This window comes from Paenibacillus sp. IHBB 3054, assembly GCF_051594305.1.
Classification (GTDB): Bacteria; Bacillota; Bacilli; order Paenibacillales; family Paenibacillaceae; genus Paenibacillus_AQ.
In genome coordinates this window covers 103,936-125,615 of sequence record NZ_JBOFBG010000015.1, presented here as the reverse complement: position 1 = coordinate 125,615, position 21,680 = coordinate 103,936, and the positions used below count along the sequence as shown (strand labels likewise).

Below are 21,680 nucleotides of genomic sequence, written 5' to 3'. Positions count from 1 at the left end.
CGTTATCGGACTATATTCTTGACACTCGACAATTACGGAATAGTACTATCAAGGTCCAAGGCTCTGCCTACTTTAAAGGAAAAAAAGTGTGTCGCTCTATTCACCAAAGTGAAGAAACATGATGGGTTAATTCACTGGATTCAGCTCAAAATGACGTATCAGTCATATTGAGGAGTCCCCAATTTTTATTGAGAAAAGGGATACAATAGGCAACATTGGAAGTATACAGTAAAATAGTCTGTAATTTATGGAAAAAATGAATATAATATGGGTTTCCATTGTAGCCGTCTACCAAATGAACTGTCAATTGATAAACTGATTTGGATCCATTTTTAATGCTTCACCTATCACTGTATCAAGGGGTGCCGTAATTGTTATGGATTTCTCAGCAGGTTCGGTGCTCGAAAGTATCTCTTCGTTCTGTTTAGGGGCAACCTTGTAAGAGACCTTGGCACGAATAGAAATCTTTGATGCTATTCCGTTTAATGCTGAAAGTACTTCAGTAGTCTCCGAACTGCTAAGCGGAATATCAAATAATGCTTTAGCATTTTGTCCGCTTGCAGGAATTGAGGCAAGCAATTTTTCTGTACCTTCTTGAAGTGATACCAACTCAAAGAGTACCTTACTTGCAGTAAGCGGAACGTATTCCACATTTCCTATTCTGGTAGATTTCACGAATTCTTTAGGTGGTTGGAAGCCAAGTGTTACCTCAAAGATAATATTACCTTGCATTGGTTCACTTTTTTTGAGAATGATAGACAAGACAGGTACACCGTTGGGAGTCTTCACTAGTAAAGGAGCTTTGGGAAGATAGTAGAAATAACCTCCCATCCTTTCTTTTTTCAAAATATTGTTATTTGCATCCGGGAGGCAAAGGATAGACACTGGGAGAGGATCCCTATGTATAAGTGAGACCTCTTTCCATTGTTCGTTGTCTGACGGGCCTAATATGTTTCCTAGTACCAAGCTTTATACCTCCTTTATTATACTGAACCATAATGTTTTGTCCTTCATAACTGGACAGATCAATTTAAGTACCTTCTAGAGCTTGATAATCACTATATTCTTTAATGGAATGTTCAAGGATTGAAGCTTGCTGGAGGTATATTTGAATAGCTTTCTTCTTCATCTTGAAATGTTTGGATAAAATTCGTCCGATGTATATGGATTGATAACAAGTGTACTGTGTGGTGCATGGCATAATTGGTCACTTTTTTTGTATCTCACTAGGAATGATTTCATTCCATGATCTCTCATTAAGGGTTCCTACGTGACCTGTTCATGAATATGGTGTTGATTAGAAAAAAGAATATTTTTCAGGAATCTGTAAGGAATACGATGATACTGATGATTGGAGTAAAGTCGATTTTGGATGAAAATGTATTTTTATATTCATTTTTCCTTTCTCTAGAATCGTGATTTCTGTTCTCATATCAGCATTTTTTATTCTCTTATCTCGTGATCCGTTAATGGAAAGTACTCCTCACAATTATTATCACCATCACTGATGGAAATTATTCTTATTTACTCAACTTTCGGTGCGACCAAGCCTAGGTTGTGAAGTTTAGCAGGTGGAAATCCTGCTTGGAAAGGCTAAAGCCAAGCCACCAATAGCGAGTCTTGGACGGCTGGAAGTAATTTCAGACGTTAAGCGTAGACAGCCAGATAGTAGGCCTGAAAGTGATAGAGCCTCGAAAAGAGTAAACCGGAGAGGTCGACGTTGTCGAAAGTACGGAAGACCATACTCATTCATGCGTTAAAGGCAAGTAGGGATGAGCTCTCCCGGGGTCGGAGAGCCAGGCATGCTATACAATGACTTCACTGCAACTTGGGAGACCCTGTCAGTTCTCCCGGTGGGGGAGTATGACAAACAACCGATCAAAAGGAAGAATGTCAAATGACGAACAGGGAGTCGGATCACTGCGTACTACCGATGAAGCCGAGTAATGTCGGCAAAGGGAAGGCAGTGACATATCATCAATCTTGTTAAGGACACATTTTCTACACACAGGGGTAGGTTAAAAGTGCAAACAAAACTGGCAAGAATAGCAAACATAGCAAAAGAAAATCCAAAGGAGTCTTTCACATCGCTGTATCACCTCTTGAATGAGGAACTGCTGACACAATGCCACCTTGAACTAGACGGTAGCAAAGCTACGGGTGTCGACCAAGTTACGAAGGCAGTATATGAAGAGAATCTGGAATCAAACATTAAAGACTTGGTAGAACGGCTGAAGAGGAAGAGCTACCGACCACAACCTGTAAGACGGGCCTATATACCCAAGGATGAGAAGAGCACAAGACCGCTCGGAATCCCTTCCTACGAGGACAAAATCGTGCAATTGGGACTGAACAAGATCCTCCAAGCCATTTACGAACAGGACTTTCTGAACCTATCCTACGGTTTTCGCCCAGGGAGAAACTGTCATGACGCACTGAAAGCATTGAATCGAAATATTGAATATGGAAGAACTAGCTACATCGTGGATGCCGACATTCGTAGTTTCTTTACGAAGGTCAATCACGAATGGCTCATGAAATTCCTTGGAGTAAGAATTGCAGATTCAAATATCCAAAGGCTAATCAGACGTTTTCTGAAAGCCGGGATCATGGAACAAGGGAAATGGGAGCCGACAGAAGCCGGAACCCCACAAGGTTCAATTGTTTCTCCGGTATTGGCAAATCTTTATCTGCATTACGCCTTGGACTTATGGTTTGAGGTCGTAGTGAAGAAAGCATGCCGGGGCGAAGCAAGTATGATTAGATACGCCGATGATTACGTATGCTGCTTTCAGTACAAGGTTGACGCAGAACGATTCTATGAGGCATTAATCAAACGGTTGGCCAAATTCGATCTGGAAATTGCAGAAGAGAAGACGAAAATTCTGGAGTTTGGACGTTTTGCCGAAGAGAACCGGAAGCGAAAGGGACAGGGAAAACCTAAAACGTTTGATTTCCTGGGTTTTACTCATTATTGCAGCAGGAGCAGCAAGGGAAAGTTCAGAGTGAAGAGAAAAACGAGTGCGAAGAAGTTCAAATCTAAAGTGAAAGCATTCAAGAATTGGCAGAGAACGGAACGCCATCAAGACGTGGAGGAACTAATGAAGACGATACGAGCCAAACTAATTGGGCATTATCGCTACTATGGAATAACGGACAACAGCAGAGCAATGTCCGTATACAAATTCCAGATATCTAAAACGTTACTGAAATGGTTGAATCGCAGAAGCCAGAGAAGGAGTTTCACGGCAGATAAATATAACCTTTTCCTGCAGCGTAACCCTTTACCGGAACCTAAAATCTACGTGAATATATACGGATAATCCATGCAGTATTGCGAAAGATGATATGAGGAGCCGTATGCCTTAATTGGGCACGTACGGATCTGTGAGGGGCGTGAGTCGTGAGGTTCACGTCTACTCGACCAGAGTCAAAAATCGAGTTGACCCCATACCGGGGTTAAAGTGGAGCATGTTTAAGTAAGGGTCTTGCCAACATAGAAAAACACCACTTCATTTGGTAAAGTGAGAGTGTCGAAGCTTCCACTAAACCAAAGAAGAGGTGTCCTCTCCATGATAAAGCAAAAGCTGTCTCTAGATCAACTCCCGCCCGAAATGAGGCCTGCTTTTCAGGAGCTGGGTGTACTGAAGCACCTGAGAAAATCAGGATTCAAAAAGACTTTCGGGTATACCTGCTCCCATCTGTTCCTGCTCGTTTTCGTGCTGCTCTTCCATCAGAAAAACTGGTTTCGCCTGCTGGAAAGTGCCAAAGGTGAAACCTTTCCTGGCAAAGATACGGTCTATCGGTTTCTCAATCATAGCGGCTTCGCTTGGCGGCGCTTCTTGACTTCGCTCAGCAGTGACACGGTGCAGCGAGTCGAAACCCTGACTTCCGTCACGAGGACCTCTGTGTTCATTGTGGACGATTCCATGTTTGAACGAAATCGGAGCAAAGCTGTAGAATTGTTGGCTCGCTTTAAGGATCACGCAACGGGTGCTTACTATAAAGGGTTCCGCATGCTGACCTTGGGCTGGTCGGACGGTCATACGTTTCTCCCTTTGGACTTCGCTTTGCTGAGTTCCGTGAAGGCCGGACTCACCGGCATGAATCCGGGAATCGACAAGCGCTCCAGCGGTTACAACCGCCGGAAGGAAGCTTTACTTTCTGCCCCACATCTGGTTTCCGAACTGCTGGATCGGGCCATCGCTTCCGGGGTTTCTGCGGCTTACGTACTCATGGATAGCTGGTTCACGCATGCCCCCCTAATCGGACGGATTGCAGACCGCGGTCTGCATGTCATTGGCATGGTGAAAAATGACAACAAGCGGTATCTCGTTCATAGCAAACGGGTAGATCTCAAAGGTCTTTACCAATCCGCCTCGCGCGTCCAGGGGAAACAACGGAATATTTTGCGCCAGATTCATACGGAACTGATTCCCGGTATTCCAGTCGTAGTGGTCTTTGTTCGCCATCGCTCCAAGAAAAACGAGTGGCTCGCTATTCTATCGACGGATCTGACGCTGACGGCACCGGAAATCATTAAAATCTACGCTCTTCGCTGGGACATCGAAGTCTTTTTTAAATGCGCTAAATCCTTGCTGCGCCTGCAAAAAGAGTTTCAAGGTCGCTCCTACGATTTGCTCATTAGCCATACAACGATTGTCTTTTCCCGCTATATTCTGCTGGCCTGGCAGCATCGGCAAAGCACCGACCAACGGACGCTCGGCGGACTGTTTTATTTGCTTTGTGATGAAGTCGGTACTTTGGATTGGGCAGTTGCTTTACAACAAATGGTGGAATTGATGAACGAAATCGCCAATCAAGTCGGCAAGAAACTATCCGCCATGATTAAAAGTCAACTCCAGCACTGGATCTCCGCTCTGCCCAATTACATCAAGGCTTACTTGCCGATTTCAAGCTGCGAAAGTTGAGTTATTTAGGATTCGTAAACCTTGTGAGATCCAGTCCTTTTAACTCCTCACTGATTTCCGCAGCACTATAGTTCAAACCAACCAATAAGGCTACGATAGCTCTTGCTGAAGTGCCGACAACTCTTACTACATTAGGCAATATGTTTTTATGATCATTTAGTGCATTCATCACACCGACAAAAACGACCTCTATTACCCCACCACCTTCAAAAACGAGATTTCTAAAGGGATATTTCATTTTAATCAGCCTCCAAGTTTTACAAAACATTTCACTTAAAATTCTTCGTCAATTATTGGGAGTGTCACACTAAACGTATCCTCATATAAAATGTTTTCTTTTTTCAATTCCCCTAATTCATCTTCGATATCTTGACGGGCTTTCTGAGGTGTTTTTTTCCAAGCAGATTCTCCAATGATTTTACCTTTCCTATATACCGGCTGAGGTATAAACTCTAATGATGCTTCATAAGCACGAATTTCGTATCTTAGTTCAGTAAATGTATGAAAGCGAGCCCGGTATTCACACCAAATAAGATCATATGGCCCGTTATGACCACGGTAAACGGCATCTTTATAAGTTACGCTCATTTTTTCACACTCCAGGATGATGTTATTTGTATTGTCCCAATATTTTCTAACAACTATTCAACCTAACTCTAAAATTAATCAAGCTGCTTATTATTAGTCATGAACGAGGCACATTTCTTTTCCTCATTTGATGATAAATTAACTACTACTTAAAAAAACTTACAGTCATTGATGCCGCTTCTCCGGAAGGCAGATTTGCGTATAAGAGAAGAACTTTATGTTGAAGGCTTTGTGAAAATGGCTTCAATCAATCACCAGTATTTATTAAACTGTTCCACTTATTATCGAGAATACCCGATTTAAATGTGAACACCATTAAAGATCTTGAAAGTAAATATAACTCCCTGCGTATATTCATCGTGAAGAAATCATGAATATATTGGTTCAGTTACTATAAGTCCCTCTAAACCTTACCCGCTTCTTTCATTATAGATTTTTGACACAACAAATGCTTCCCTCCACTATAAGGGAAGCATTTTGTATTCTTTACCAAGTAAGGCTATTGTCTGGATTGGGGGCTTTCGGTATTCTTTGACAGACAAAAGCAATGACAAAAACGCCTTCGTCAACCGAGAAATTTGCACTTGATACACTCTCCAATGCCAAATCTTCCGGAAGCATATCCGGATCATTATTGTCTTCTACTATAGCTTCAGGACGTAATATCGGTCTACCCAACCCTATGTCCCCATCACGATATCCTGGTCTAAGAAGAACACTAATATCAATCGGTCTAATATTGATGGGCCTTATAACCACATCCCTAAAATTGATTGGCGGAAGCGGGTCAATAAAGCCAGGATCTGGAGATCCATTTGTACCAGCGACCGGAACCGCTTTGTTTGGAATTTCTGTCTTTATATCTCTAATAATATCTAGCAAAGGTCGTTCCCCTAGTATAGAGAGTACTGTATTACCTGAAGTACCCAGGTCATTTATATATTGGTAATTGATGTTTTTAACCAAAATTAAACCGGTGATGTATCCCGGCAATTTCCCGCTGCGTGGGATATTCCCGTCAGATATTACAGTGTCATCAGTCAGTTTCCAGTTTCGCATTTCAAAAAATGATGAACGGAACCACGGTCTGATTACCGAAATATAGTTATAGTCTAAGGTAATCGATGTCAGGTTATCCATGGAACTGGAATCATTAGCTGTAAACAGCTTTTTAATCTCATCTGTAGCTTTTTCAAAGTAGCTTTTGATTTCACTTGGAGTGACTGTCATCTTGTTCCAAGGCGATTCAATGATATTCGTGGGACTATAGAGGGTCGAGTAAATAGATGCACCTTGTCCATTCGTATCAAGGAATTCTGAAATTCGTACCTCTTCAAGGTATTTTCCCGCACTCTCGTATTTCCTTAGTTCAAGTGAATTACGAATGGCTTGATAATTCTCGACGATTCTCTTTTGCCCCCTGTTGATCCAATCATTTTCAGCTTGTTCTCTTGCTTCCCATAATTCTCTCTCAAGATAAGCTTCCCAATGTTTTCTTAAAATGATCTCCTCATTGCCTGTAGAAAGCTCAACGGAAAGCTTAGCTTGGTTGTAGGCTTTATCAGCTTCATTGAAAATGTTTCTGTATTGTAAGTACTTTAAAACATCTAAAGAGGGCTTATTTCGCCCTAGAAAGTTAATGGCAATATTCAACTTGTCTTCTTCTTCCTTAGTTAACGAACTCTTGGCGAAATTAGAAAAATTGAGACACTGGATATATTCATCCCAAACAAACCTGCTCGTATCCAAATCAAAAAGAATGTCATCTTGAGGGATAATATTCACAATTCGGGAAAAGTCAGCTTTGTAATTAAGTTTTTCTAATTCCGTTACTCCCGTTGGAGAGTCGCTTTTCATAAAATCAAGTGACTTGTTTGTAAAAGCGACTTTCCCTAAAGGAAAGGAGAGAAATTCATCTTGATTAGAATACAAATCCATTAGTTTCCCAGCGATGGCTATAGATATAAAATCCAATCACTTCACCCGCCTTCTAACTTGGATTCCCTTCGTCACTTCCTGCTAGATCCTCAGGATTTATATCTGGATGCAGATTTGGCGATTTAGGTATCATGTTATTAATAAACCCTATTAGCTGTAATCCCTCAATTGTTATCTTTCCATTCTCCTCGTGGTGACCAGTTGTTTTCACGTCTCGAGGTGTATTAAACGAACCTTTTAAACGAAACGGCCCCCAACCAACAGATCCTCCACCACTCGATGCGTTATTGAAGGTATTACTATAATTACTCGTTTCATCGAATGATAAAACAACATTCCGTACGAATAATGCTGAGATAGGATAAGCAACTAATCGCCCCACACTTTCGCCGTCCGAAACCTTCTTGTCAGGCAAATTGAGATCCCACATTTTATCGAGATCCCATCCTCTCATACTAAAGAAACCAGGCTTAAACCAAGGTCTAAGAATCGGAATCTGTGCAAATTCAAAAGTAACTTTAAAATTTGTTGCTTTATCCGACTCAGTAATTGTAGTAGTTGTAGTAGAGCCACTGGCGGATCCAATCTTAAATACCCCTAAAAGTTTGACCCCTCCACCTAAGCTTCCCTTGGTAACCGATTTTCCACTATATGTTTGAAAATCAGACTCACCAAATTCGAAATGTAACCAACCTTCACTTTTGGCAAAATTTCCAGGGATAAGTGAAGTGTAAAGAAAAAGACCTTCATCGAAACCATCCTCTGTATGATCTCTGAGGAGTTCCAGCAACTCACCCTTGTAGGTAACCATACTTTTTAAGCCAACAGCTTCGATATATTTCTGTTTATCTTCGATTTCATTTTTAAATCCTAATGAATTCCACTGATCGTACGCAATGTGTTCTCTTTGCCGAAGTATTTTCCCCATTTTACTCCAGTATTCTACCTTTGCTAATTCTTCAGGTGAGTTTCCTGTAGCTGATTTAGCTGCAATGAAAGCAATTGTCAGTTCTGATGCAGCTTTTGCATAAGCATCGAAATACTGTAAATATACCGTAATCTTCTCCGTTTCAAATGCTCTATACCCAGCTATTTTCTGTTTTTCTTCTTCACTTAGTTCAAAGTGTACGACTCTGCTATATTTCAAAACATCGTTATATACCGAACTAATGGTATCTTGGGTTGTTGTAAATATGGTCTGCTGCATTTCTGGTTCTAGCGCAAGTCCACTTGGATCTGGGATATAATCAAGCAGTTTTGACATCACAAAAGCCTGGTGGGCCAAAAGTCGTCTTTCCTCTGCAGTCGCACCGTTTAATCCCTTTTCGCAATAGGTAAAATCTTCGGGTACCATAGGTATACCGGGTAATATCCAACTTACGTACTTATTTGATGGTTGTTTTAAATCTGCGCCTTCACCTGTGATGGTTTGATAAAGTTTTGCCAAAAGTGCACCCATCAGTTGATCAGCGTTTGCTACATAAGTCATTGCTTGGAATACCTCCTAGAATGTTTCATTTTTGCACAACGCCATTAATATGTTCTTATCATTAAACAATTATTCTCAGACGAATCAAAGAATTTGGGGAGCACTATACAACATGCAGGTCCCAACGGATGGAGACTATCAAGTCATCTATCAAAAAACGCAGGATATTGTTCGCAAGCGGATTCCGGAAGCGGTTCTTGCCAAAACAGCCGAATTTGATACAATCTACGATGAATTTATCGAAGAGCTGAACAAAGCCGGTGCAGAGAAGATGGAGAAACAATATACCGACCTGGTAAAAGCGAGAACCTCACTGTTCACTGGTAAAAGCATTAAATAGCAAAAATGCGAACGTGACTTTAACTAACTAGCGGAATACAGAAAACCAGCGTGCCTCCCGTATAATAGGGGGCACGCTGGTTTTGCTTTGCAAGACAACACTATTTTCCGGCGCAAGCCAGGCTATTTACTGCTGCTTGGCGTACCATTCCGAGAACTGCTTTTGATATTCGGCGATATATTTGTCAATTCCCGCTGACTTCAGTCTTTCCAGCGCTTTAGGGTAGGCGGACTCATAATCGCTGAAGCCGCTGCCGATCGGCGCGAGGTATTCGGTAAATACTCCGTTCAGCTTCGTTTCTTCATTCTTGACCGGCGTATTGTCGAAGTTGAAGCCTGCGCCTTTGGAGATGATTGCCCCGTCATCCCAGGCTTTATATCCGGCGATAAAATCATCCGGCACCGTGTTGTCGAAGCGGATGAAATTTTTGTTCATCAGCAGCCAGTCGGGAATCAGCGGATCGGTGGTTATTTTCGTGAGCCGCCCTTTGTCATCCAGGGAGAAGTCGGTTCCCTCAATGCCGTAGGCGAACAGGTCATATAGCTCCTGATTTTTTTGCAGCAGGTTGAAGAACATCACGTAGCGTTCCGGGTCCTTAGCTGCGGCGGAGACGAAAAAGGCGCTGCTGTAGGTGCCACGGCTGATCTTCGGACGTCCGCTGCCAAGGAAATAGTTAACCAGCTTGGCTTCAGGCACCGCTTGCGAGATCGTAGCCGCACCCTCGAAAGGACGCGCTGCCGTACCGGCCCAGAACATTGCTTTGCCGGAGTTCCAGTCGGATTGCAGCTGCGGGACATTGGTGGCGGCATATTTCGGGATGATCCCTTTCTCATACCAGCCGTGCATCAGCTTGGCATAGCTCTTGAATTCTTCACTTTCAAACCAGCTGATGATTTGATCGTCCTTAGCAGACTCATCAAGCGCAATGAAATCATTTTGCCAGTACAGATTCTTGTCCGTGTAATCATATTGCAGCATTCTGCGGGCATCTGTGGAGGCATAACCGATCAGCTCCGGATGAATGGCATGGACCTTGTCATAGAACTGCTCCAGCTCTGCCAGCGAGGTGACCTTGGTCATGTTGGCCTCCTCCAGCAGATCCTGTCTGACCAGCACGCTGTAGAATTCTGCGGAATTTGGCTTGTTGCCGACAGGAATTGCATATTGCTTGCCGTCCAGCTGGAAAGCGCTGAAGGAAGCCTCGTCAACATTTTTACTTAGGTCAGGTGCGGCATCCACATAAGGGGTAAGATCGGTATACAGCCCTTTGGCGACTGATTTCACCATATAATTGCTATCGGTATAAGTGGCGAAATCTTCTCCCGTGGACAACATCAGGTCAGTTTTGCCCCCGCCGTATTCGGTCCAGGGCAGGAACTGGAATTCTACCTCGGCATTGATTTCTTTCTTGATCACATCATGGAATTCCGACTTGCCCAATTCTTTCATCCGGTTCGACTCATCACCGTACAGCACAATTTTCAGCTTGGCGGGAGCCAGGTCGCTGCCTGCTTTGTTATCGCTGCCTGCAGAGGGGCTTGTACCTTCACTTCCGGCTCCTGTAGTAGAGTTAGCGCTTTCATTGTTGCCCTGGGAGCAGGCGCTTAACAAGAATACAGCGGACAGGAGCAAACTTAACCAACCTTTTTTCTTTTTCATGATGAACCCTCCTGAAATAGAATCAATATGCTTGAAGCTATATTGCAATGGCAGTGCTCCCTTACGTCCCATTGTACAACAAGTTGAAGCAGGGGAGCATTAGCCTGGTGCAATCCAATTTAGGGCAAAGCCTGGCGGGGAATCAGCCTTTGACGGAACCCACGACAATACCTTTGACGAAAAAGCGCTGGAGAAAAGGATACAATATGGCGATCGGCAGGACGGTCAGGCAGGTCATCGCCATTTTGGCTGTTTCCAGCGGCGGAGCAATAATTGCACCCCCGACCTGTGCGGCGTTGCCGGAAGCCAGGAACTGGATGTTCGCCATCATGTTGTACATCAAATATTGGATCGTATAGAGATCCTGGTTGGACACCAGCATCAGCGGCAGATAGAAATCGTTCCAGAACTGCAGCGCGTAGAACAGGGAGATGGTGACCAGTCCGACCCGGCCCAGAGGAACCATAATACTAAAGAAGATCCGCAGGTGACCGGCACCGTCAATTTCCGCCGATTCAACAATTTCATGCGGAATGCTGCGGAAATAGTTGGCCATCAGGAACATCAGGAACACGCTCAGCAGATAAGGCACGAACAAGCCGAGCAGTGTATCTCCGAGATGATAATATTTGGTGCTCAGTAAATACCACGGCAGGGTGCCTCCGCTGAAGAGCATGGTGAAGTAAGCGAAGAAGGCGAAGACATTTTTGAGCCGGAAGCTTTTGACAGAAATAACGTAGGCATAGGCAGTGGTAACCAGCACTGCGGAAAGAGTACCCAGCACCGTAACGATCACCGACATTGAATACGCCTTTAGAATCTGCTGCGCCTTGGAGCCGAACAGAAATTCATAGGTTTCAAAAGTGAAGCCCCGGGGCCAGAAGGAATAACCTTCCGCAGCGATTCGCGCTTCGGTGGATAATGAGCCGGATACAGCCAGAACAAACGGCACGAGACAAATGACCGAGAATATGGCAATACAGAAATAAAAGAAAATGAGCAGCCCTTTGCTGTCGGTAGTTGGCATCTTGCGGCCTCCTAAAATAGTTTGCTGTCTTTGTCATACCAGCCGGCCAGCTTGTTGGCCACAAGCACCAGAAGGAAGCCAAAGACGGATTGATAGAGAGTAATAGCAGAAGCGAAGCCGAATTCGCCGGAACGAATGGCTGTACGGTATACATACACATCAATAATATCGGTGGTGGGCAGTAGCAGCGGATTCAGGAAGGTTACCCCCATAATCATGCTAAGATCGCCTTTCAGCATGCCGCCAATACCGAGCAGTGTCATCAAAATGATGGATGGAATCAGCATCGGCAGCGTGATTTTGGTAATGATCTGCCATCTTGAGGCGCCATCGATCCGCGCTGCTTCATAATAGGAGGGATCTATTCCCTGCAGCACCGCATAATAGATAATCGCTCCGTAGCCTGCGCTTTTCCAGATATTCGCCAGCACCAGGATGATAACGAACAGCCAGGGGCTGGAATACCAGTCGACTTGGGCCAGTCCAAGCGAATGGAAGAGCTGGTTGAGAATACCCTTGTCATAATCCAGCATGGAGAAGAGAATCGCTCCGATAATAATCCACGAAATAAAATAGGGGAAAAACATTACGCTCTGCGTTACCTTGATAAACCATTTGCTGCGCAGCTCGTTCAAGATGATGGCGATCGCCACCGAAAAAAACGTGCCCGTCAGCATATAAAGCGCATTCAACATTACCGTGTTGCGTGTCGCCCTGAGGGCATCCTCCATACTGGAGAAGAAAAACTCAAAGTTGGAGAATCCTGCCCAGGGGCTGCCGAAGATCCCGTCGTTAAAGTTGTAGTTTTTGAAGACGAGAATCAATCCGCTCATCGGCAGGTATGCAAAAAGAATCAACACGATGATCCCCGGCAGTGCGAGCAGATACAGCGAGCTGTCCTTCCTCAGGGATTTGCGGAAACTTCGGGTTCTGGCCGTCCGGGTCTTCAGACTGTGCCGCCCCGTGGTCTCCGGTATAGCCTCTTGGCTCATTAATCGTCCACTCCTTTAAAGTAGCATTATCATTTCTGTCCCGTGTTCCAGGAGCATGTTCTACAAGGCAAAGCATAAAGCCGAAATCAATGTAAACGCTATCATAATAAACGAAAAAAAATTAAAAAAACGGAATGTATAGGCTTAAAAAAAGCAAAAAAGCAGCACTTTTTTGCTTTTTAGGCTAGGAATAGCCCCATTTGAGGGTGAAATCCGTACTGAGGAAGCCTGAGTGATGCAGGCGGTCCACACCAAAAAGGGATGCCTCTGGCTGCTCTATGGCAGCCGGAGGCATCCCCCTTCGGATTACTTGGATTGCAGAATATGATTCATTCTCCATTTGGAGGGTGTAACTCCATAACGTTTTTTGAATTGGGTTGTAAAATAGGTGCTGCTGTTATACCCTACCTTCTCCGCAATTTGCCGGATATCCATCTCCAGGTCTGTAACCAGCAGCGATTGCGCCCGTTCAAGACGCAGCTGGTTGATGAAATCGGGGAAGCTGCTGTCTACCTCTTCGGCAATCAGCCTGCTGAGATAAGCAGGACTGAGCGACAGCTTCTCGGCAAGGGCATTCAGGGACAGTCCGGGATCCGTATAATGCTCCCTGATATAGCTAATGGCTTCAGTGGCAATATTCCGGGTCTGTACAGCACTCATGCTGGCAATCCGCTCAAGGGCGGTGTAACAGCTCTCCTCAATCCAGCTCCGCAGCTTGTCATAGCTCTGGATGTGCCGGATCCGCTGGTAATCGTCCAGAAAGCCGGAGTGCCGGGTGTCAGCACTCAGTTCGGCTGTGCGGCTCAGCTCAAAGGCAAGCCTCGATAAAGCGATATTGGCAGATTCCGCACGGTAGCTGCAGGCCACGGCCAGCAGCCGTTCCACTGCCTGCGGGATGTGGGCCGCCTGATCGCTCTGCCTGACGGCCAGCAGCACCGGTTCAAGGGCACTGTCAGGCAGCGGACTGCTGTTCAGATGGATGGTATCATCGGCAAATATAATGCTCTGCCGCTCATGAAATTTAATATATTGCAGACCCTCTGTTGCTTCATTATATTTGCTTCTCAGCAGGCCCATATCATTCGAGAAGCCGCTGATCCCGATCGCGCAGCGGACACCGATTTCGGGAAGAGAGGCCGCAATCTCTTCCCATTTGCCGCGGTACAAGGCATAATCTCCGAAGCTGCCGCTGTGAAGTTCACTGAGAACGAGTACGGCGGTTCCCTCATGCGGCCGGAAGGCTTGCACCGCCGCCAGCCCGCTGAATGCGGTGCGAATCACCTCAATGCCCTCTCCGCCGGACTCTAAGGTGTCTGCTGCCGGTCCAGGTTCCACTATGGCCAGCACGCATACACAGTAGGCCCCTCCGGGATCACCGATGCTCATCACTGGCGTATCGCCATTGTCAGAGGCTTCACGCGGAGAGAGCAGCCAGCGCATCAAGGCGCTGTCGTCACTTTCTTTTTTGAGCTGCACCAGCTTGACACCGATTTGCTCCAGCTCCAGGCTTGCGGCGTCGAAATCACCGCCTGTCTTCAGCGCTTCTTCATTGCCGGAGAGGTGAACAATATTGCCGAACAGCCGCCCGATGGGTTTGTAGATCCGCCGGGAGATCAGGTTGGCGCTTACCGCCGCAGCCAGCATGAGAGCCAGGCACAGGCTGATCATCAGATTGCGGGCATTTGAAATGTCGCGGATGCTGTCTTTATAGGACGTCTCTGAAATAAACCATAGCTTGTCCTTAGCGGAATAAATATAGGTAATCAGCTGCGCTTCTCCGGTACTCCTGTAGACAAAGGAGCCTCTATCAGAGGTGGAGGCAACGATCTGGTTGAGCATGTCCGCCTTTAAGGGGCTGCCGGAGAGTACGCTGTGCATCAGCACATCGGCATTTCCGTCAAGCACAGCGTAACGCGTGACTTCGCCTTCTTTTTGCGTGAAGAGATTGTTCTGCAGCTTGCCCAGATTAACGGTCAGTGCTACTGCGCCGTAATACTCACTGCTGGCAAATGCACGGTCATTATAGAAGACGGTCAGCAGGGTTACGGGGGTTCCATTGTTCAAAGTGGCCTTCCATAGAAACGGAGATTCGACGATCCGGCTGGTCCGTATCCGCTGAAACAGCTCCAGCTTGGATTCGGGGCTAAGCGGCAAGTTCTCGAACATCGCGACAGGTTCATTCGTGCCGATGATGTAAGCATTCTCCAAATACTGGTTGACCACCAGTGCGCCACGGATCTGGCTAAGGGCACTGTAGAGCTGGTCGCTCCAGCTCGTATCCCCGTTCATCATCAGCGCGTTGATGTTGGGATTCGCATAGAAGTCCATGGTGTAGTTCTGGACAATCTCTTTATAGTTCATATAAACGGTTTCGGTATTCAGCAGCACATTTTGGTTCGCCTTATTGACATTATCTATGGATATATTCCGGTACAGGTAGAAGATCACGACGGCCAGAACAAGAATGCAGCCTACCGAAATCAGAGTCAGGCTCATAAAAAAGCGGGTATACAGCTTCTTTTTCTTTCCCAAGATGATCGCCCCTTTAAGTAAATCCTAGTATACCCATTCTAGAGGGACAACCGATTCATTGACAAGCGGTAAAAGATTACGAATTGAGCATGAAAGTATAAAAATGAAGAAATAGAACATAGAAAATGCAAGAAAGTTGAACTTGTACGAACTATAATTGGTGGTGCTTACAATTCGTTCGTTTGAAGGAGGACTTCTGTGTTGAGAACATTCCGTAATCCGGTGCTGCCGGGATTTTACCCTGACCCCTCGGCCATCCGTGTGGGAGAAGATTATTACCTTGTGACTTCCAGCTTTGAGTTTTTCCCTGGTGTTCCGATCTTCCACAGCAAGGATATGGTTAACTGGCGCCAGCTGGGTCATGTGCTGGACCGCCCGTCCCAGCTGAATCTGGATCAAACCCTTCCGTCCATGGGAATCTGGGCACCGACAATCCGTTTTCATGAGGGCATCTTCTATATGATCACGACGTATGTCGACAATGATAAGAATCAGCATAATTTCTATGTGACGGCAACGGATCCGGCCGGAGACTGGTCAGACCCCGTCTGGCTGGAGGATGCTCCCGGCATCGACTCGTCCCTGTTCTTCGATGAAGACGGCAAAGTGTACTACACCGGCAACCGTGTTCCGCCCGAAGGGCAGGATTATCCGAAGCATATGGATATTTGGCTGCAGGAGATTGACCTGGGCCAAGGCAAGCTGGTCGGACCGAAGCATAGCATTTGGCAAGGCGCACTCAAGGTGGCTCACGCGCAAGAGGGACCCCATATCTACAAGATCGGCGGCTGGTATTATGTCCTGATTGCCGAAGGCGGGACCGGACATACCCATGCGATTACGATTGCCAGAAGCCGGAGCGTGACCGGCCCCTATGAAGGCCACAAAGCCAACCCGATTCTGACGCACCGCCATCTCGGCAGAGCCTATCCGATCGTCAATGTCGGCCATGGGGAACTGATCGAGACGCAGCATGGAGACTGGTGGATGTTCTGCCTGGCTTCCCGGACCAGCGGCGGATATTACCGCAATCTCGGACGTGAAACGTTCCTGACACCGGTAGCCTGGGAGAATGAATGGCCTGTGGTGAACCCCGGCAAAGGGGTGCTGGAGTTTGAATCGCCAGCTCCGGACCTGCCGGAAACGACATGGCCGCAGCTGCCTGTGCGCGATGATTTTGAAGGGGCAGAGCTGGCACCGGTCTGGAACTTCCTGCGCACGCCGCGCGGTGAATTCTGGAGCCTGAGTGATCATCCGGGCTTCCTGCGGCTGCGCCTGAAGCCGGAGCGTCTCTCGGAAATCGGCAATCCCTCTTATGTCGGAAGACGCCAGCAGCATCTCAGCTTCAGGGCGGCGGTGGATATGACGTTCCAACCCGCCGCCGAAAGTGAAGTTGCCGGACTTGTGCTGCTCCAGAATGCGGACTACCACTTCCGGTGTGAATTGGGTCTGGAGGCCGGGCAGCCGTCACTGCAATTGATCGAACGCCGCGGCAGCAGTGAACAACTGCTTGCTTCGGTGCCTTATTCGGGAGACAAGGTGCAGTTGAAGGTGGAAGCCAAGGGGCAGGACTACAGCTTCTATTATAGAAGCTCCGAAAGCGACAAGTGGACAGGACTATGCGGGAAAGCGGATGGAACAGTGCTCAGCACAGATCTGGCGGGCGGTTTTACAGGGGCCTATCTCGGCATGTATGCCAGTTCCCAAGGCGCGGAAAGCGCCAATTACGCCGATTTTGGCTGGTTCAGCTATGAAGGACTCGAATAGATAGGGAGGTACAGTTCAATGAGTGGCAATCGCAACAATGTCGATTATGCCCTGCCCGAGCTTCCGCAGATTCCGGCACGGATCTTTACGATTACAGATTATGGGGCGGAAGACGGCGGACTTTCGCTGTGTACCTCCGCCATTCAGGCCGCACTGGACGCCTGCGCGGCTGCCGGAGGCGGCAAGGTGGTGATTCCTCCCGGCATTTGGCGCACAGGGCCGCTTACTCTGCGCAGCCGGATTAATCTCTGTGCCGAGCGGGGCGCGCTAGTGCTGTTTGACCCCGATCCCACTCTGTATCCGCTGCTCTCTTCCCATTTCGAGGGAACGTCCGGCTGGCGCTGCCAGGCTCCGCTGGACGGGGAGGGTCTGAGTGATGTGGCCATTACAGGGGAAGGAATCTTCGACGGCAGCGGTGAAGGCTGGCGTCCGGTGAAGCGGTTCAAGATGACGGAGCTGCAGTGGAACAGTCTGACCGCCTCCGGGGGAGCGCTTGATTACAAGAGTGAAATCTGGTGGCCTTCCCGTGAAGCCATGGAGGGAGAGGCAGTCTGCCAAATGCTGCGGAAGAGCGGGGAGACGGGTATGGAGGCATATCTGCCTGCCCGCGCGTATCTCCGTCCGGCGCTGCTCAGCCTGCGGAATTCCCGGCGGGTGCTGCTGGAAGGGCCGACCTTCCAGAATTCTCCGGCATGGTGTCTTCATCCCTTGGGCTGCGAGCACATTACCGTGAGGAATATCCGGGTGCGCAATCCGTGGTATTCGCAGAACGGGGATGGCCTCGATCTGGAATCATGCACGCACGCTCTTGTCGAGCACTGCAGCTTCGATGTGGGCGATGACGCGATTTGCCTGAAGTCGGGAAAAGACGAAGAAGGCCGCAGGTTGGGGATGCCCTGCCGGTATATTACGATCCGTCACTGTACGGTCTATCACGGGCATGGCGGAGTAGTAATTGGCAGCGAGATGTCCGGCGGTGTGCATGCAGTCAGAGTCAGCGACTGTGTGTTCATCGGCACGGACATCGGCCTGCGGTTCAAAAGTACCCGGGGAAGAGGCGGCGTAGTGGAGGATATTGTCATAGAGAACATCCGCATGAGCGGCATTCTCCATGAGGCCGTGTCTTTCCACATGTTCTATGAGGGTGTTGAAGGGTCGGAAGGATACAATGAGCAGCATTTCCCGGTTACCGAGGCAACCCCGCAGTTCCGGAATATTGCCTTGAAGAACATTGTCTGCCATGGAGCGGCAACCGCACTGCTCGTGAATGGGCTGCCGGAGATGCCGCTCGCCGGACTGAGCGTCGAGAATTTCCATGCGGTGAGTGAGCGGGGAATTGTTCTTAGGCATGCCGACAGTCTCTCGCTGGACCGTATCCAGCTACAGACGGCTAAGCTGCCTAAGCTGCAAATGCATCAATGCAGCAATGTATCGCTTCTCCGATCAGAAGATCTGGAAATGGTGGAATGATGGTTATCCTTTGAATGGGGACGAAGGCTGCGATTTGACTTCTTTCCGATACTGCAGCGGGGTCAGCCCGGTCGATTTTTTGAATGTCTTATTGAAGTGGGAGAGATGCTCGAATCCGACCGCAGAGGCGATTTCCTGAATTTTGCCTACAGATCCCGCAAGCAGTCGTTCAGCTTCCCGGATGCGTATATGGACGATGTATTCACGAAAGTGAAACCCCGTCAGCCGATGGAACACCCGGCTCAAGTAAGAAGGGCTAATGAAAAAATGCCCCGCCGTCTCTTCCAGAGTCAGCGCCTCACGGTAGTGCTCGCGGATGTAAGTGGCGACATCCGTCACCAGATGATGAAGCGGATGTTTCGTCCCGCCGGTCTGAGATGTACTCTCTGAACGCTGCAGCAGAATCATCAGCTCGGCGAACAGTGTGACTACCGAGATTTCGTAATACGCTCTCTGGAGCCGGCATTCATCCAGCATCCGGTTCAGCAGGCTCTGCACCTCATCCTGCTCGCGCAGGGTCAGCCGGAACAGGCGGTATCTGCGGTTATGGAACCATTTGGATTCCTTTCGCAGCAGGGACGGCAGCAGCTCTGGGTCGTAATTAATCAGTACCCGCTCAAACTCGGCGATTTCGGAGCTTGCGGTGGCATGAAGCTCCCGGCCTTGAATGAGAATAAGCTCACCCTTGTGCACCGTCACAACCCGTTCGTCTACAAAGTACACCCGTTCCCCCTCCGTGAGGTAGTACAGCTCGGTCAGCTCATGGCTGTGGGGGCGCGGCATGGCAGTGATGCCCTTGCGTTTCATATGCTGAATACTGAACCGGCCTTCTTCAATATGATATTTGGGATTGGGGCTGCTCACGCTGTTCATGAATTTCCTCATCTCTCTCGAACCGTTACGGTTATTATAGAATAAACACAGGCTGATAGGAAAGGAGCCGCAAATGTTAATTACAGTATCGAAGAATGGCAATGAAGGGTACACCAGTCTGCAGGAAGCGCTGGATTCCATTCCACAGGGACATCCTTCGGAGGTAACGATCCGGATCAAACCGGGCATTTACGAGGAGAAAATAACGGTGGATAAGGATGCGCCGTCGATTCTGCTGCTGGGGGAAGATTCCCATTCCACCGTCATCACCTGGTCTGACAATGCCCATACGCTGGGCCCGGACGGAGAGCCGCTGGGCACCTTCCGGACCGGCACCTTGAATGTGTTCGCCGAAGGTTTCACCGCCGAGAATCTGACCATCCGTAATGCTTCTGGCCCGGGTACCGGGCAAGCGGTGGCGGCTTTCGTCGATGCCGGGCAGGCGGTGTTCCGGCGGGTGCATCTGCTGGGCGATCAGGATACGCTCTATACCGGACAGGGCAGACAATATTATAACGAATGTTATATCGAAGGCGATGTGGATTATATTTTTGGTGCAGCCACGGCTTTATTTGATCACTGCCATCTGCACAATAAGCGCTCCAGAGGTTATATTACTGCTGCTTCCACACCGGAGGGCGCCCCGTTCGGTTATGTGTTCCTGGACTGTCAAATTACCGGCGGCGAAGGGGTAAGCGAAGTGTATCTTGGACGCCCTTGGCGGCCTTTTGCGCATGTTGCCTTCATCCGCACGGTCATGGATGGTTCGGTCATCGGGGAAGGCTGGCATAATTGGGGACAGCCGGACCGGGAGAAGAGCAGCCGGTATGAAGAATTCAGCAGCAGCGGAACAGGGGCGAATCCAGCAGCAAGAGCGCCGTGGTCCCGGCAGCTGACTGCAGAGGAAGCTGCGGAGTATAGGGTGCTGTCCGTGCTGGACGGCTGGCATCCCGAAGGTTATTAAGCTATCCGCACACTGCGGATTGGATGAGGAGGATAACTTCGGATGGAACCACTGGAACAATACATGAAACAGCTGACCGATTCCGCACCGCACAGCTCCGCTTTCCGTACGGACATTCCCTACGGGCAATGGCGGGCCGGGCTGGCGGCAGGCCTCGCCAGACGGCTGGGTGGGTTCCCGGAGAGGCCCGCCCAGCTTCAGCCCATTCTTATGGAACGGACGATCTGTAACGGGTATACAAGGGAACGGATCGAGATCACTACCTATGAAGGGCTGCGCATGCCGCTCTATCTTCTGATCCCGGAGCAGCCGATGTCTTCTCCCGCGCCCGCAGTTCTTGCCATTCATGGTCATGGCTACGGAAGCCGGGAGATCACCGGCCTGCAGCCGGATGGCTCGGATCGTGAAGGGGATCCGGGGCTGCATAAGGATTTTGCCGTTTCACTGGTGAAACGGGGGTTCGTAGTCGCCGCACCCGAGCTACTAGGATTTGGCGACAGGCGCCTTGTGGAGGACCTCGCCAGCGGTGAGCCCGGGCGCAATTCCTGCTTCCGCCTGTCCTCGGCACTGCTGATGGCGGGTCAGACAATGGCCGGCTACCGTATCTACGAAACCATGAGGGCACTGGATTATTTGCAGACAAGGGAAGAGGTTAGGAGCGAACGAATCGGAATTATGGGCATTTCCGGCGGCGGATTGGTAGCAGGTTTCACCGCTGCGCTTGACGAACGGATTGCCTGTGCAGTTGTAAGCGGGTATGCCAATACGTTCGCGGACAGCATTCTGACGCGGAATCACTGCCTGGATAATTATATTCCCGGTATTCTGCTGGAGGCGGAAATGCCGGATCTGCTGGGCCTGATTGCGCCGCGCGGCTTATTCCTGGAATCGGGAGACGCTGATCATCTGTTTGGCCCGGACGGAGTAAAGCGGGCTTTGGCCAGACTGCAGCAGATTTACACTGCCTCGGGCAGCGGCGGTCAGGCCGAGGCGGACTTTTTTGCAGGAGGGCATGAGATTCACGGTGAACCGGCATTTGCCTGGCTTCTGAAGCAGCTTGCCGGTACTGAAAGTCAAACTTAACTGGATAGACAAGCGACAGGAGGAATA

Annotated in this window: 16 protein-coding genes and 1 pseudogene; 7 read left to right on the top strand and 10 right to left on the bottom strand. The window is 48.4% G+C overall.

Annotated features, from left to right (window positions below; all coding sequences use genetic code 11):
* Positions 1–303: 303 nt before the first annotated feature.
* Positions 304–966 (bottom strand): hypothetical protein, encoded by a 663-nt coding sequence (locus ACQ76X_RS17760; protein WP_438495260.1) that lies wholly within the window; start codon positions 964–966, stop codon positions 304–306.
* Positions 967–2,024: 1,058 nt separating this feature from the next.
* Here ACQ76X_RS17760 and ltrA point away from each other — a divergent pair.
* A complete protein-coding gene (gene ltrA, locus ACQ76X_RS17755; protein ID WP_438495259.1) occupies positions 2,025–3,323 on the top strand; it encodes a group II intron reverse transcriptase/maturase in 1,299 nt (432 codons plus the stop codon).
* A 249-nt stretch (positions 3,324–3,572) separates the two neighbouring features.
* The gene (locus tag ACQ76X_RS17750; protein WP_438495258.1) at positions 3,573–4,931 is read left to right on the top strand and encodes an IS4 family transposase; all 1,359 of its coding nucleotides are present in this window, start codon (positions 3,573–3,575) and stop codon (positions 4,929–4,931) included.
* Between the two features lies 1 nt (position 4,932).
* Here ACQ76X_RS17750 and ACQ76X_RS17745 read toward each other — a convergent pair whose 3' ends face one another.
* The 4 genes from ACQ76X_RS17745 to ACQ76X_RS17730 form a co-directional block, all read right to left on the bottom strand.
* On the bottom strand, positions 4,933–5,169 hold the full coding sequence (locus tag ACQ76X_RS17745; protein WP_438495257.1) for a patatin-like phospholipase family protein: 237 nt from the start codon (positions 5,167–5,169) through the stop codon (positions 4,933–4,935).
* Between the two features lie 35 nt (positions 5,170–5,204).
* Positions 5,205–5,519: a hypothetical protein gene (locus ACQ76X_RS17740; RefSeq protein WP_438495256.1), complete on the bottom strand. Its 315-nt coding sequence runs from the start codon at positions 5,517–5,519 to the stop codon at positions 5,205–5,207.
* Positions 5,520–6,005: 486 nt separating this feature from the next.
* On the bottom strand, positions 6,006–7,493 hold the full coding sequence (locus ACQ76X_RS17735; protein WP_438495255.1) for a hypothetical protein: 1,488 nt from the start codon (positions 7,491–7,493) through the stop codon (positions 6,006–6,008).
* Between the two features lie 16 nt (positions 7,494–7,509).
* Positions 7,510–8,946, bottom strand: a complete 1,437-nt coding sequence (locus ACQ76X_RS17730; RefSeq protein WP_438495254.1) for a hypothetical protein — start codon at positions 8,944–8,946, stop codon at positions 7,510–7,512.
* A 94-nt stretch (positions 8,947–9,040) separates the two neighbouring features.
* Between ACQ76X_RS17730 and ACQ76X_RS17725 the strand changes: the two are divergent.
* A pseudogene (locus ACQ76X_RS17725) lies at positions 9,041–9,286 on the top strand (ABC transporter substrate-binding protein); the annotation flags it as partial.
* A 126-nt stretch (positions 9,287–9,412) separates the two neighbouring features.
* Here the strand turns inward: ACQ76X_RS17725 and ACQ76X_RS17720 are convergent.
* From ACQ76X_RS17720 to ACQ76X_RS17705, 4 genes are all read right to left on the bottom strand, one after another.
* Positions 9,413–10,945: a DUF3502 domain-containing protein gene (locus tag ACQ76X_RS17720; RefSeq protein WP_438495253.1), complete on the bottom strand. Its 1,533-nt coding sequence runs from the start codon at positions 10,943–10,945 to the stop codon at positions 9,413–9,415.
* 142 nt (positions 10,946–11,087) lie between these two features.
* The gene (locus ACQ76X_RS17715; protein WP_076114482.1) at positions 11,088–11,972 is read right to left on the bottom strand and encodes a carbohydrate ABC transporter permease; all 885 of its coding nucleotides are present in this window, start codon (positions 11,970–11,972) and stop codon (positions 11,088–11,090) included.
* Positions 11,973–11,983: 11 nt separating this feature from the next.
* Entirely contained in the window at positions 11,984–12,964 is a 981-nt protein-coding gene (locus ACQ76X_RS17710; protein ID WP_438495252.1) for an ABC transporter permease, read from the bottom strand.
* A gap of 306 nt (positions 12,965–13,270) precedes the next feature.
* Complete coding sequence (locus ACQ76X_RS17705) at positions 13,271–15,496, bottom strand: helix-turn-helix domain-containing protein (protein ID WP_438495251.1); 2,226 nt, start codon at positions 15,494–15,496, stop codon at positions 13,271–13,273.
* 201 nt (positions 15,497–15,697) lie between these two features.
* Here ACQ76X_RS17705 and ACQ76X_RS17700 point away from each other — a divergent pair, with 201 nt between their 5' ends.
* Positions 15,698–17,263, top strand: a complete 1,566-nt coding sequence (locus ACQ76X_RS17700; protein WP_438495250.1) for a glycoside hydrolase family 43 protein — start codon at positions 15,698–15,700, stop codon at positions 17,261–17,263.
* Positions 17,264–17,281: 18 nt separating this feature from the next.
* Complete coding sequence (locus ACQ76X_RS17695) at positions 17,282–18,733, top strand: glycoside hydrolase family 28 protein (protein ID WP_438495249.1); 1,452 nt, start codon at positions 17,282–17,284, stop codon at positions 18,731–18,733.
* Between the two features lie 3 nt (positions 18,734–18,736).
* Here the strand turns inward: ACQ76X_RS17695 and ACQ76X_RS17690 are convergent, their stop codons facing one another.
* Positions 18,737–19,606 (bottom strand): AraC family transcriptional regulator, encoded by an 870-nt coding sequence (locus tag ACQ76X_RS17690; RefSeq protein WP_438495248.1) that lies wholly within the window; start codon positions 19,604–19,606, stop codon positions 18,737–18,739.
* Between the two features lie 73 nt (positions 19,607–19,679).
* Between ACQ76X_RS17690 and ACQ76X_RS17685 the strand changes: the two genes are divergently transcribed.
* Complete coding sequence (locus ACQ76X_RS17685; protein ID WP_438495247.1) at positions 19,680–20,570, top strand: pectinesterase family protein; 891 nt, start codon at positions 19,680–19,682, stop codon at positions 20,568–20,570.
* Positions 20,571–20,612: 42 nt separating this feature from the next.
* The gene (locus ACQ76X_RS17680; protein WP_438495246.1) at positions 20,613–21,653 is read left to right on the top strand and encodes an alpha/beta hydrolase family protein; all 1,041 of its coding nucleotides are present in this window, start codon (positions 20,613–20,615) and stop codon (positions 21,651–21,653) included.
* Positions 21,654–21,680: the final 27 nt, after the last annotated feature.

What these genes read in the sequence shown, in the direction of transcription:
- ACQ76X_RS17715 (WP_076114482.1), bottom strand. Translation starts at nt 11,972, where the DNA reads ATGCCAACTACCGACAGCAAAGGGCTGCTCATTTTCTTTTATTTCTGT.
- ACQ76X_RS17685 (WP_438495247.1), top strand. Translation starts at nt 19,680, where the DNA reads ATGTTAATTACAGTATCGAAGAATGGCAATGAAGGGTACACCAGTCTG.
- ACQ76X_RS17750 (WP_438495258.1), top strand. Translation starts at nt 3,573, where the DNA reads ATGATAAAGCAAAAGCTGTCTCTAGATCAACTCCCGCCCGAAATGAGG.
- ACQ76X_RS17695 (WP_438495249.1), top strand. Translation starts at nt 17,282, where the DNA reads ATGAGTGGCAATCGCAACAATGTCGATTATGCCCTGCCCGAGCTTCCG.
- ACQ76X_RS17690 (WP_438495248.1), bottom strand. Translation starts at nt 19,606, where the DNA reads ATGAACAGCGTGAGCAGCCCCAATCCCAAATATCATATTGAAGAAGGC.
- ACQ76X_RS17740 (WP_438495256.1), bottom strand. Translation starts at nt 5,519, where the DNA reads ATGAGCGTAACTTATAAAGATGCCGTTTACCGTGGTCATAACGGGCCA.
- ACQ76X_RS17710 (WP_438495252.1), bottom strand. Translation starts at nt 12,964, where the DNA reads ATGAGCCAAGAGGCTATACCGGAGACCACGGGGCGGCACAGTCTGAAG.
- ACQ76X_RS17680 (WP_438495246.1), top strand. Translation starts at nt 20,613, where the DNA reads ATGGAACCACTGGAACAATACATGAAACAGCTGACCGATTCCGCACCG.
- ACQ76X_RS17745 (WP_438495257.1), bottom strand. Translation starts at nt 5,169, where the DNA reads ATGAAATATCCCTTTAGAAATCTCGTTTTTGAAGGTGGTGGGGTAATA.
- ACQ76X_RS17720 (WP_438495253.1), bottom strand. Translation starts at nt 10,945, where the DNA reads ATGAAAAAGAAAAAAGGTTGGTTAAGTTTGCTCCTGTCCGCTGTATTC.
- ACQ76X_RS17730 (WP_438495254.1), bottom strand. Translation starts at nt 8,946, where the DNA reads ATGACTTATGTAGCAAACGCTGATCAACTGATGGGTGCACTTTTGGCA.